At 54.3% G+C, this 13,083-nt stretch carries 10 protein-coding genes; all 10 read left to right on the plus strand.

Going from position 1 to position 13,083, the window contains the following annotated elements; translation table 11 throughout:
• The first annotated feature begins 53 nt into the window (after positions 1–53).
• The 10 genes from MHI43_RS02650 (at position 54) to MHI43_RS02695 (ending at position 12,793) form a co-directional block, all read left to right on the plus strand.
• A complete protein-coding gene (locus tag MHI43_RS02650) occupies positions 54–1,070 on the plus strand; it encodes an NAD(P)-dependent oxidoreductase (protein WP_012818718.1) in 1,017 nt (338 codons plus the stop codon).
• Positions 1,070–2,152, plus strand: coding sequence for a dihydrodipicolinate synthase family protein (locus MHI43_RS02655; protein ID WP_012818719.1), 1,083 nt, complete (start codon positions 1,070–1,072; stop codon positions 2,150–2,152). The genes MHI43_RS02650 and MHI43_RS02655 overlap by 1 nt, the downstream gene beginning before the upstream one ends.
• Before the next feature lie 39 nt (positions 2,153–2,191).
• The gene (sdaAB, locus tag MHI43_RS02660; protein WP_012818720.1) at positions 2,192–2,875 is read left to right on the plus strand and encodes an L-serine ammonia-lyase, iron-sulfur-dependent subunit beta; all 684 of its coding nucleotides are present in this window, start codon (positions 2,192–2,194) and stop codon (positions 2,873–2,875) included.
• Entirely contained in the window at positions 2,872–3,804 is a 933-nt protein-coding gene (gene sdaAA / locus MHI43_RS02665) for an L-serine ammonia-lyase, iron-sulfur-dependent, subunit alpha (RefSeq protein WP_012818721.1), read from the plus strand. The genes sdaAB and sdaAA overlap by 4 nt, the downstream gene beginning before the upstream one ends.
• Before the next feature lie 506 nt (positions 3,805–4,310).
• Positions 4,311–5,918 carry an extracellular solute-binding protein gene (locus tag MHI43_RS02670; protein ID WP_012818723.1) on the plus strand — a complete coding sequence of 536 codons (1,608 nt, stop codon included), beginning with the start codon at positions 4,311–4,313 and terminating at the stop codon, positions 5,916–5,918.
• A 79-nt stretch (positions 5,919–5,997) separates the two neighbouring features.
• A complete protein-coding gene (locus MHI43_RS02675) occupies positions 5,998–6,963 on the plus strand; it encodes an ABC transporter permease subunit (RefSeq protein WP_009595687.1) in 966 nt (321 codons plus the stop codon).
• A complete protein-coding gene (locus MHI43_RS02680; protein WP_009595681.1) occupies positions 6,957–7,838 on the plus strand; it encodes a carbohydrate ABC transporter permease in 882 nt (293 codons plus the stop codon). The genes MHI43_RS02675 and MHI43_RS02680 overlap by 7 nt, the downstream gene beginning before the upstream one ends.
• A gap of 65 nt (positions 7,839–7,903) precedes the next feature.
• Entirely contained in the window at positions 7,904–10,144 is a 2,241-nt protein-coding gene (locus tag MHI43_RS02685) for an AraC family transcriptional regulator (protein WP_012818724.1), read from the plus strand.
• Positions 10,145–10,164: 20 nt separating this feature from the next.
• Entirely contained in the window at positions 10,165–11,190 is a 1,026-nt protein-coding gene (locus MHI43_RS02690) for a zinc-binding alcohol dehydrogenase (protein WP_012818725.1), read from the plus strand.
• A gap of 28 nt (positions 11,191–11,218) precedes the next feature.
• Entirely contained in the window at positions 11,219–12,793 is a 1,575-nt protein-coding gene (locus MHI43_RS02695) for an FAD-dependent oxidoreductase (RefSeq protein WP_012818726.1), read from the plus strand.
• Positions 12,794–13,083: the final 290 nt, after the last annotated feature.

The following is a 13,083-nucleotide window of genomic DNA, read 5'->3' on the forward strand; positions in this document are numbered from 1 at the left end:
CAAACGGGGCCGTATGATGAAGAAGAATCATCAATCGGAGGAGGAGATTGTTCATGTTAACCGTTGCAGCATTAGAAGCGAAGCTGGCGGAGCCTTCAGCACAGCTTGTTGCCGATTTGGCGTCTTTGGAAGGGGATATCCTGGTGCTTGGCGTCGGCGGAAAAATGGGTCCCAGCCTTGCAAGGCTGGCCGCCAACGCCGTGCGCGAAGGCGGTGGCGGCAAACGGATCATCGGCGTATCCCGGTTCTCGAACCAGGAGGCCAGGCGCGAGCTGGAGGAGGCGGGCGTACAGACGATTTCGTGCGACCTGCTGAACGACGGGGAGCTGCAGCAGCTGCCCGAGGCTCCAAACGTGATCTATATGGCCGGCAACAAATTCGGCACGACCGGCCGCGAATATTTTACTTGGGCGATGAACTCGTATTTGCCGGGCCGGGTGGCCGAGAAATTCAAGCAATCCCGCATGGTGGTGTTCTCATCGGGGAATGTGTATCCGTTCTCGCCGGTGGGCAGCGGCGGAGTCAACGAATCCGTTGCGCCGGAGCCGGTCGGGGAATATGCGCAATCCTGTCTCGGCAGAGAGCGCGTCTTTGAATATTTCTCCCACCAGAACGGTACGCCGATGGCGATCTACCGTCTGAATTACGCCATCGATATGCGGTACGGCGTTCTGCATGAGCTCGCCAGATCGATCCATGAGGACCGGCCGATTCACCTGGCGATGGGGCATGCGAATATCATATGGCAAGGGGATGCCAACGAGATGGCGCTCCGTTCGCTCCTGCATTGCAGCTCGCCTCCCGAAATCATCAACATTACCGGACCGGAGACGATGTCGATCCGCTGGGCGGCACAGGAGTTGGCGGCACGGATGGGCAAGGAAGTGACCTTTACAGGTACGGAATCCGAGACCGCACTCCTGAACAACGCCTCGAAATCCCACCAGCTCTTCGGTTATCCGAAGGTGTCTCTGCTGCAGATGCTGGATTGGACGGCAGCATGGGTGCAATCCGGCGGCGAGAGCTGGAACAAGCCGACGCACTTCCAAGAGAGAAAGGGGAAATTCTAATGAGCGGACAGATTCCTGCAATGCAGAGGTTGGCCCCCGAGAAGCTGAAAGCTCTTCACGAAGGGCTCGTCATACCGGCGCATCCGCTGGCTTTGGACGAGAACCGGAAGCTGGACGAACGCCGCCAGCGGGCATTGACCCGCTATTACGCCGCATCCGGTGCGGGCGGTGTGGCGGTCGGCGTTCACTCTACCCAATTCGAGATCCGCGATAAAGGCATTGACTTGTATGAACCGGTGCTGCGGCTCGCGGCGGAAGAGGTCCGCAGGGCGGAACTTGACCGCCCCTTCTTGATGGTGGCCGGCGTGTGCGGCCCCACGGAGCAAGCCGTGGAGGAAACGGAGATCGCCCGCAGGCTCGGCTATGATGCCGTCCTGCTCAGCATGGGCGGGTTAAGCGGCTGGAGCGAAGAGGATATTCTGAAGCGCACGGAAGAGATCGCGCAGAGAATGCCGGTGATCGGGTTCTATCTTCAGCCATCGGTTGGCGGCAACATCTTCTCCTTCGAATTCTGGCGTGCCTTCGCAGAAATTCCGAATATCGTAGCGATCAAGATGGCCCCCTTCAACCGCTACCAGACGATTGACGTCGTTCGTGCCGTCTGTTATTCGAGCCGCAGAGACGATATTGCGCTCTATACGGGGAATGACGATAACATCGTCAACGATTTGCTGACGACCTATCGATTCCAGGTGGACGGAACGCCGGTCGCCAAGCCTATCGTCGGCGGTCTGCTCGGTCACTGGGCGGTCTGGACCAGGAAAGCGGTGGAGCTGCTGGAGGAAATCAAAGAGGCGCGCAAGCAGGAGCAGTTCGCGAAGGAATGGCTGACGCGCAACGTCGAGATTACCGACTCCAACGCGGCCTTCTTCGATCCCGCGCATCAGTTTGCGGGCTGCATCCCGGGCATTCATGAGGTGCTCCGCAGACAGGGACTGCTGCAAGGCACATGGTGCCTGAATCCGCATGAAACGCTGTCTCCCGGACAATCGGAAGAGATTGATCGGGTCTACCGGGATTATCCCCATTTAAACGATGACGATTTTATTCGGGAGCACTTGGAAAGTTGGCTGGCAGACTGATACAATGAGGGCAGAATAGTCGAAAGTGGGGAATCGCGCATGCGGTTTAAAGATGTGTTTTCTATTATTGGGCCCAGCATGGTGGGGCCTTCCAGCTCCCATACCGCTGGGGCCGTGCGGATCGGAAGAGCCGCGCGGCGCATATTTGGAGCATTCCCCGATCAGGCGGAAATTGTGTTCTATGGATCTTTTGCCGAAACCTACCGCGGCCACGGCACCGATCTGGCTGTCGTCGGCGGGCTGCTTGATTTTGCCACGGACGATATGCGCATCCGGAATTCGATCGAGCTTGCCGAAGCGGCAGGCATTAAACTTACCTTCAAGACGGCACAGAATGTGGCCTTTCACCCGAATACCGTGGAGCTGAGGCTGAAGGGCGGCGATCATACCGATGTCATTGCGGGCGCCTCCATTGGCGGAGGCAGCGTGGAAATGCTGCGCGTGAACGGTTTCGACGTCAAGTTTACGATGAATTATCCGGTGCTGCTGGTCTTTCATGACGATACGCCGGGCATGGTCGCGCATATCACCCGGCTCCTGGAGGCCGGCGGCGTCAACATTGCCTATATGGACGTGGACCGCAAGGGAAGGGGCGGCGATGCCATGACGGTGGTGGAGTCGGACGAAGCGGTTCCGGCCGAATTGATGAAGCATATCGAAGGACTGCCGAGCGTGCATCGGGTCGTCATCGCGGATTTGACAGTAGAGGAGGCGCAGTCATGAAGTTTTCTACGCTGGAGCAGATCATTGCATGCTGCCGGGAGGATCAGGTGACGATCGGCCAGCTGATGCTGAATGAACAGATCAAGGAAACGGGGAAAAGCCGGGACGAGACGTTCAAGCTAATGGCCGATTACTACGGCATCATGAAGGAAGCGGTGCACCGAGGAATCCATGAACCCGTCCCTTCCAAAAGCGGCCTGACCGGCGGCGATGCCGTGCGCGTCCATCAATATATGAGCAGCGGGGTACCCGCGCTTGGTACCGACGCTTGCACGGCGCTGGCCTACGCCCTGTCCGTGTCCGAGGTAAATGCCTCCATGGGGCGCATCGTAGCGACGCCGACGGCGGGCTCATGCGGCATTATTCCCGGGGTGTTCGTCAGCACGCAGGAACGCTTCGGCTGGGAAGACGAGCATTTGGTGATGGGGCTGTTCAGCGCAGGCGCAATCGGCTACGTCATTGCCAATAACTCGTTTATTTCCGGTGCGGAGGGCGGCTGCCAAGCTGAAGTCGGCTCAGCTATCGGTATGGCGGCAGGCGCTTTGACGGAGCTGCGGGGCGGCACGCCGGAGCAGGCCGTTCACGCCGTCGGGCTTGCGCTCAAGAATTCCTTGGGACTTATCTGCGACCCGGTGGGCGGGCTTGTCGAGATTCCTTGCATCGTGCGCAACGGCTTCGGCGCCGTGACGGCGCTGGCGGCATCGGATATGGCGCTTGCCGGCGTGCGCAGCGTCATTCCATCCGACGAAGTGATCGACGTGATGCTGGAGGTTGGCACGGCTATGCCGTCCAAGCACAGGGAAACAGCGAAGGGCGGACTTGCGCAGACGCCGACCGGCAAGAAAATCCTGAAGGATCTATACGGTAAGGAAGGGAAAAAATTGAGGGAGCAGGGTGCCAAAGCGAAAAAAGAAGAAACGAGTGATTGAATTCACACCCGTTTTGATAGATCGCCGATGACGTTCTGATTCAAGAATATACGATGGGGAAGAGAAGAAATTTAACATCTTCCGTGAGGGATTTCGTGATGAAATCCCTCTATTTTTTTATCTATTTCTACCGCTTTAGCATTTTCCACATGCTCAAAAAGCCTGATGTTATGCGGGTTTTCGGCATTTCGCCCGCTTGAATAAGAAAAAACGCCATCTCGCAGAAATACGCTTCTTTACGAATCGTGGAAGCGTTTTTATGATGTGGATGGGTAGAAAATTCCGTGCCGGACCCTCGGCAGCGGATGCCCGATCATTTTAGAATATTCCTGCGACAGGCCGGGATCTTCGTCAACAAGGAGGCATGATAGGAAGCATCTTGATTTATAAACGTAGAACGGATGAGTAAGCAGACACACAGATGAGGAGAAATGACGGGGGTAGCGTAGCGATCGCACAGATTCAGTCAGCCGCATTCAAATGATCGATTTAGAGGAGGAACGCAAATGACAAAAAAATGGTTTCGTATGGCACTCGTGTTCACATTAATCATTTCAATCTTGGCCGCATGCAGCGGGGGAAATAAAGAGGCAGCTCCCGAAACAGACGGAGAAACAGCACCTCCAACGGCACCGGCAGATCCGGATCAATATGGGGATACTGGCGGTCTCGCGCTTCCGCTGGTCGATAAACCGACAACGATCAATTGGATGGTCGTCAGCGAGAAGACCAACCTGAACGATTCCTTGCTTGCCAAGGAGATCGAGAAGCGTACCGGTATCAAAGTGAATTTCCAACCCTATTCTTCGGCTACGTTTCAAGACAAGCTGAAAGTAACCGTTGCATCCGGCAAGCTCCCGGACATCATCCACGGATTGACGCCTCCGGAGCTGAAGAAGATCGGCAAGCAGAAAGCGGTCGTTGCCATTAACGAATATGTCGACATGCTGCCGAACTTCAAACGAATGTATGTGGACGAGAATCCTTGGGTCATTCCGTCCTACGGAGACGAATCCGGCAACATCTATACCTGGCCGGTTGCAAACATCAACCGTGACGTGAACCACGGCTTCCTGTACCGCAAAGACATCTTCGATGAGCTGGGCATCAAGGAATGGACGAATACCGACGAATTCTATCAGGCACTCAAAAAGTTGAAGGAAGCCTATCCGGATTCCTATCCTTACGCCTCGAAAACGAAAGAGAACATTTTCCGCGATTGGGCCTTCGGCTGGGGGATCGGCGGAGCCAACTATCCGACGTATTACGACGAGACGGCCAAGGTATGGAAGTACGCTACCATACAGCCTGAGCACAAAGAAATGCTCGATTTCATGAAGAAGCTGTACAACGAGGGACTCCTCGATCCGGAATTCATGACGGACACCGACGATTCCTGGACGGCGAAAATGACGTCAGGCAATAAATCCTTTGTCACCTATGACTGGATCGGACGTTTGGACCTGTTCTACAACCAGGTCAAGGACCAAAATCCGAACTATGACCTGCGATACGGCAATCCGGTCGGACCGACCGGCAACGGCAAGACGATCGAGAGCATCACGAACGGCTTCAGCATCGCGGTAGCCAACAACGACAACAAGGAAGCTTCCCTGAAGCTGCTCGATTACCTGACGAGCCCGTCCGGCGCCACGCTGGTGACGATGGGCGTGGAAGGCGAGACGTTCAAGATGGAAGGCGATAAAGCCGTCTATCCGGAGCTGACCGACGTGCCGCTGGTGGATATCAGCGTGCTGGAGGACCGCTATGGCCTGTGGCTGCAAGGATTGTATGTCAATTCCGACAAGCGCAGCGTGTACTTCAACTATACGGAGAAGGAGCAGGAGGCTCAGGATAAGCTCCTGAACGGCAATAAATTCGAGCCGCTGGATCCGGTCGTGAACTTTACGGATGACGAAACCGCAAAGATTGCGGAAATCCAAACCTCCCTGAAGAAATTGGCGGATGAATTTAACGCGAAATACATTCTCAACAAAAACTACGGCGATGCGCAGTGGCAGCAATGGCAGGCGCAGGCTGAGAAGCAGGGAGCCAAGCAGATCGTCGATATTTTCAACGCAGCCCAGAAGAGATTGGATGAAGCCACGAAATAATTCGCAGAAGAAATAAGAGTGATGGCGGCATCCGGGTACGACGCTCGGGTGCTGCTCATCATCTTAAGGAGGGAACACCATGTCAAGTGCAGGGACAGAGACAAATCTCGCCAAACCCCGCGGCGGGTTTGGGAGAAGAATGGTTTCGGCCTTTCAGCATATGAAGCGGGACAGACAGCTGTTGATTCTGTTTATCCCGTGCCTGTTGTTTTACGTTATTTTCCGATACGGGCCCCTGTACGGCTTGATCATTGCCTTCAAGGACTACAGCGTATTTACCGGCATTATGGAGAGCGAATGGGTAGGGCTCAAGCATTTCGAGAAATTTTTCGGCAGTCCGGATTTCTGGCTGCTGTTCAAGAATACGCTCCTTCTTGGCGTATACAATCTGATTTTCGGCTTTCCTTTTCCCATCATTCTGGCGATTCTCCTTAACGAGGTCAGAGTGAAATGGTTCAAAAAGTCGGTTCAAACGCTCAGCTATCTGCCTTCGTTCCTGTCGGTGGTCATTATAAGCAGCATGATTATCGACTTCCTGTCGCCCAATCAGGGGATCATTAATCAGCTGATCGCGGCGTTAGGTTTCGAGAAGACGTATTTTCTCATTGAGCCGAGCTGGTTTAGAACCATCTATGTTTCATCGGATATCTGGGCAACCGTCGGTTATGAAGCCATCATCTATATGGCTGCGATTGCAGGGATCAGCCCGTCGCTTTACGAAGCGGCCAAGGTGGATGGTGCCAAAAGGCGCCACATGATTTTTAAAATCACGATTCCCGCCATTCTGCCAACGATTATTATCATGTTTGTCTTGAAGACCGGGTCGATGCTTCGGATCGGATACGAAAAGGTATTGCTGCTTTACAATCCGATGACTTACGAGGTGGCGGACGTATTCTCGACTTATGTCTACCGGAAAGGCCTTCTGGAGAGCAACTATAGCTATGGCGCGGCCGTGGGCTTGTTCGAAGCCGTTGTCGCCATGATATTGCTGCTGTCCTCCAACTACTTCAGCAAGCGGCTGGGAGGTAGCGGACTATGGTAAACAACAAACGATTCAGCCTTCGAAACATCTCGTTATTCGGCATTATCAACACGCTGATTCTGACATGCCTTGCCATTATTACCGTGTACCCCGTCGTCTATATCACCGCCGTTTCCCTCAGCGCGACCTCCGAAGTGGTGCAAGGGAATATCACCTTGTTTCCCAAGGGTTTTAATCTCGACGCCTATGCCCAGGTGCTGAACGACGACCGGGTGCCGCGCGCCTATCTGAACACGATTTTTTATACAGCGCTCGGTACGGCCATTAACCTGCTGCTTACGGCGGTAGCGGCTTATCCGCTCGCTCGCAAAAATTTCTTCGGGCGCAAGTTTTTCCTGTTGGCAATCATCATGACCATGTTCCTGAACCCGGGGATCATTCCGAACTACCTGATCGTATCCGAGCTTGGCCTGCTGGACAGCGTATGGGCACTCGTGCTTCCGAATGCGATCTGGACCTTTGAGCTGTTGATCCTCAAAAGCTTCTACGAGAACATGTCGGAATCCCTGCGCGAGGCAGCCGTCGTCGACGGCGCTTCCGAGTACCGCATCCTGTTCCAGATTGTGCTTCCGCTGTCCAAACCGGCACTGGCCTCGATCGGATTGTTTTATTTCATGGGCCATTGGAACAGCTTCTTTATCCCGCTGATTTACCTGAACGACGCGAATATGTACCCGCTTCAGGTCGTGCTTCGGGATATGCTGATTTTCAGCGAGAACGGAAGCAATCCGAGCCTGGTGGATGCGTCGGCGCTTGCTCCGCAGGCCATGAAGAATGCAACGATCGTGTTGTCGATGATTCCGGTGCTGCTGATCTATCCGTTTGCCCAGAAGTATTTTGCCAAAGGGGTCATGCTCGGTTCCGAAAAGGGGTGATGGGAAGGTGCCGGGGGCTATCATGTTGAATATGAAGGGATGACATCCAAGAGAGGTGAATCCGTATGAATCGATTGATCGCCAACAGAGGCTTGCTCCAGATTTTCTTCGCTCTGCAACTGGTCATCGGCATCATGTTCATATTCAATTACATCGTGTACAAGAATTCCATTACCGGAATTTACGACAAGGTGAGCGAGAACAACCGGATGGTGATCAGAAACATTATTCAGTCGTTTGATACCAGTTTCTCCTCCATTAACAATTTGATTTTTAACATTCATGCGCTTCCTTCGGACCGGATGCAGTTGGATAACGGCAAACTTGACATGGAGAAAGTCATCACTCTGCAGGACAGCGTCACCAGCATCGTATCCAACGTGGATATCGTGGAAGATGTGGTCATTTCGTTCGACAATCACGATTTGGCCATTACGACACGCGGAACCAGCAATCTGGACGCATTGTTTGACAGGCGGTATAAATCCCAGAAGTTCAACTCGATGTTCTGGAAGACGTTTACCCGATCGGAGCACGAGCTTACGGTTTTTCCAGCGGAGGTTTATGCGGATCAGAGCAGCGGGTACGGCCGGAACCTGATGATTGCCGTAGACGGCAACAAGGTCAGAATGTCGAACAAAAACCTGATGATCCTGATTAACGTGAACCGGCTGCTTAAGGGGGTCGATTTGAATTCCATGATTCCCGGGGCCTCGCTTATCGTGCTGGATGCGAACCGGAACGTCATCTTGAGCACCGAGAAGGATCTGGATCTGGTGGGCATTCTGAACGACGTGTACTTTAACCCGTCGCAGGAAGCCTCCCTCACGCATGACGATTTTGAGTACAATTTCTACAAATCGGACTATAACGGATTTATATATATCAATAAAATGCCGTACAAGTTTCAAAATATCGATTCTGTCACCGATGCCAATACGTGGATTATGTACGGGGCGATTGCGTTAAACGTCATTCTGTCGGTGCTGCTCAGCATTTATCTGTACCGGCCGGTGAAGAACATCGTGCAGCTGCTCGGGGGCAGTTCTCTTCGAGGGAATGATTTCGTGAAAATCCAGAGCGGCATCGTCAAGGTGCAGCGGGAGAACGAATCCCTCAAGAAGCAGATGGATCTGGTGGATGAGGATATCCGCCGAAGCGTGTTCCTGCAAACGCTGGACGGCCATCACCATTCGCGCGAGCAGGAAATGCAGATGCAGAAGCACTACACGCATTTCTTCCAGTGCCGGCATTTCATGATGGCGGCCGTGTATTTGCAGCCTGCAGGCAAGGGGGCAACCAAGTCGGATTTTGTCCTGGAAGAGCTGACGTCTCAGATCCGGGGCGGCCTGGAGGAGCGCTATGGACATGTGGTGGTTTATCATGTCGAAGAGCTGAAATTCCTAGCGTTAATCGGTCTGGATCAGCCGTCCGAGCGCAAGCAGCTGGTCAGGAAATTCGAGGAGTATATTAGGCGGTGCAACGAGGATTATCATGATACGTTCACGGTGTGGGGCTGCGTTAGCCGCACGTACGAATCCAAAATCAGCAATTGCTCCGAAGCATACCGGAATATTAAGGATGGGCGGTTGTACCGGAATGTGAATGCGGACACGGACATGGTCGATGCGGAGCAGATTCGGTACGTCCCGGATATTTATTATCCGCTTCAGAAGATCGAGAAGCTGAGCAATTGCATGCTAAGCGGCAAGGTGGATGAGGGACTGCAGATCGTGAGCGATATTTTCCAGCAGAATGCGGATCTTCGCATCCATCACCATCAGATGGTGCATATTGCGAAGAGCATGTTCTTCCTCGTCATGAAGCAGGCGGATTCGCCGTCCGTTGACCGCAACGAGCTGTTCCGGCTGGAGAGTGATTTCATCCGCAAGGTCGATCAAGCCTTCACCTATGAAGAGATTCAGAAGGCGCTGATGGAAGTAATGCGCGTGGTGGCCAATACGCGGAACCACGATCCGCGAAGCAAGCTGAATCCCGCATTCATCTCCCAATACATCGAACTGCATTACATGGAGAACCTCTATTTGGACCATATGGCCGAAGTGCTGGACACCAGCTCGAAATACTTCTCCAATTATTTCAAGAAAACATTCGGCGTCAATTATGTGGAGTACTTGAACAAAGTCCGATTATCGCATGCGCGTGAATATCTGCGGAACACGGACCTCAGCATTGCCGAAATCGGAGAGAAAACGGGGTACTCGAACTCTTCCACATTTACGACGACCTTTAAGAAATACAGCGGCGTCTCGCCGAGCGAATATCGGAAAGCATCAGGAAAATAAGGTGGAGCAGGAGGGTCCATATGAAGGCTGTTGCCACGATTCATGGAAACGTGATCGTTGATCATATCGAGAGGCCGGCGGAATTGCCGGCAGGTCATGTGCGGATTCGCACCGAATACTCGGCGGTCAGTCCGGGTACGGAAATGATCTTTATACGAAAGGCTTCGGATCAAAAAGTCATTATGGGTTACAGCGCGGTGGGGATCGTCGAAGACTTGGGTGAAGGCGTGAAGGGGCTTGCCGTCGGTCAACGGGTGGCCTGTTATGGAGCACCATACGTGCGCCATGCCCAGTGGCTTACCGTGCCTTCGAACCTGACGGCCATCGTCCCGGACGGGGTGGATCCGCAGGAAGCCGCTTTTGCGGGGCTGGGAGCGATTGCGATCCATGCCCTGCGGGTTGCGGATCTGCGCTTCGGCGAATCGGCCGTGGTGGTCGGGCTGGGCATCCTGGGACAGATCATTGCCCAGATCGCGCATGCGGCGGCTTGCCCCGTTGCGGGATTTGACCTGAACCCGGAGCGGGTGCAGGGGATGAGGCAGCATATTGCCTATGCTTATGATAACCGGGAGCAGCTTGAGGAGCAGGTCGGGCGGATGACGGGCGGACATGGAGCCGACAGCGTCATCCTGTGCGCAAGCGGTCCCGGTGAAGAGCTTATCAACGCGTCCATGGGATGGATTCGGGATAAGGGGAAAATCGTCATCGTCGGCGATTTGTCTACAACCTACTCCAGAGGGCTGATGTTTGGCAAGGAAGCGCAGGTGCTCATATCACGGGCCGGCGGTCCGGGCCGGTACGACGCAAGCTATGAACTCAACAATACGGATTATCCGATCGGCTTTGTGCGCTGGACGGAAGGGCGCAACATTGCGGAATATATTCGTTTGCTGGCCGAAGGGAGAATCTCGATCAAACCGCTGATCTCGCATGTGGTTCCCGTAGATGAGGCGGGCAAGGCTTATGAGCGGTACGGCCCCGGGTCAACGACGCTCGGAACGATATTTAAATACGATCATGAGACGGTTGGTGCCAAAGCCGAATAGAATACAGCGATATCGAGGTGCGGTGCATATGGAGAATCATATAGAGGCGGATATCATCATTCTGGGCGGAGGACTCGGCGGCTGTGCCGCTGCGCTTGCGGCGGCGAAGGCGGGAAAACGCGTGGTTATGACCGAAGAGAGCGATTGGCTCGGCGGCCAGATTACAAGTCAGGGCGTACCGCCCGACGAGCATCCCTGGATCGAGCAGTTTGGCTGCACAGCCAGCTACCGTGAATTCCGGAATCGGATCCGCGATTATTATAAGGAGTTATTTCCGCTCCGGGCCGAATCGCGGCAAGAGCGTTACCTGAATCCAGGCAGCGCACTGGTCAGCGGCATTGCCCATGAGCCGAGAGCGGCGCTGGCCGTGCTGCAGGGGATGCTGGCACCTTACGTGCACAGCGGAAGGTTAACGATCCTTACGGAGCATGCGCTGATGGAAGCGGAGTCCGGCGGGGATCAGGTAACATCCGTCCGGTTGCGGGACAGCAGATCCGGCGACATCGTCAAGCTGACCGGCGCATTTTTCCTCGATGCTACCGAGGAGGGGGATTTGCTTCCGCTGGCCGGCATCGAATACGTGACGGGTTCCGAGTCGGCGGAAGAGACCGGTGAACCGCATGCTTTATCCGGTCCGGCGGACCGGGCGGACATGCAGGCTTTCACTTGGTGCTTCGCGATGGATTACCGGGAGGGCAAGGATCATACCATCCCGAAGCCGGATCGGTACGATTTCTGGAAGAGCTACCGGGCAGATTTCTGGCCCGATGCCATGCTGAGTTGGACGGGGCTAGTACCGCATACGCTGGAGCCGGTCACCTACAGCTTATTTCCGGATGGCCGATCGTTTTCCCTGTGGAAATACCGGCAGATCCTGAATCCGGAGCATTTCGAAGGCGGGTTGTTTGACAGCAGCGTCACGGTCGTGAACTGGCCGCAGAACGATTATTGGCTCGGCTCCATTATCGATGTCGGCCCGGAAGAGCGGGAACGGCATCTGGAGGAATCCAGGCAGCTGAGTTTGTCCCTGCTCTATTGGATGCAGACGGAAGCCCCGCGGCCCGATGGAGGAAAGGGGTATCCCGGACTCCGGCTTCGGCCGGACGTGATGGGAACGAAAGATGGCTTGGCAAAAGCCCCTTATATCCGTGAATCCCGCCGGATCCGCGCCGAATTTACCGTGAAGGAGCAGCATATTGCCGCCGAATGCCGTCCGGACGGGCGGGCGGAGACGTTCCACGATTCCGTTGGCATCGGCTGCTACCGGATCGATCTGCATCCTAGCACGGGATTGCGGACGTATATCGATATTTCGAGCCTGCCCTTCCAAATTCCGATGGGGAGCCTGATTCCTGTACGGGTAGCCAATGTGCTGGCAGCCTGCAAGAATATCGGCACGACGCATATCACGAATGGGTGTTATCGTCTGCATCCTGTGGAATGGAACATCGGCGAGGCAGCCGGTTTTTTAGCCGCTTACTGCATAGAGCATGGACTGAAGCCGCGGGAAGTACGGAATACCCCGGACCACTTGGAAGCTTTTCAGCGGCGACTGACGGAACAGGGGATCGAACGGTCATGGCCATCCATTCATGTCGTTTGACGTCTTGTCAGAGATAAGGGGAATGCCTACCGAAATAACGATAGCCGTCTTTCCGGGCAGTGGGATACTGCTTGCGGAAAGACGGCTATTCATGCTGGTAGACGAATCATGACCGGCAAACTATTAATTTACAATAATATACAATTCTATTATACTTGTAGTAGATATGGATCCTACCTTTTTGTATATGGAGGCAGTTGCATATCGGACATCAGCTAACTTCGTGGTACTTTACATACGGGCAGTCTCCTCGTTTCCATCGATCATGGGAAGGGTGGTGGTTTATACCG

It is taken from the genome of Paenibacillus sp. FSL H8-0457, from assembly GCF_038051935.1.
Classification (GTDB): domain Bacteria; phylum Bacillota; class Bacilli; order Paenibacillales; family Paenibacillaceae; genus Paenibacillus_AQ; species Paenibacillus_AQ lautus_A.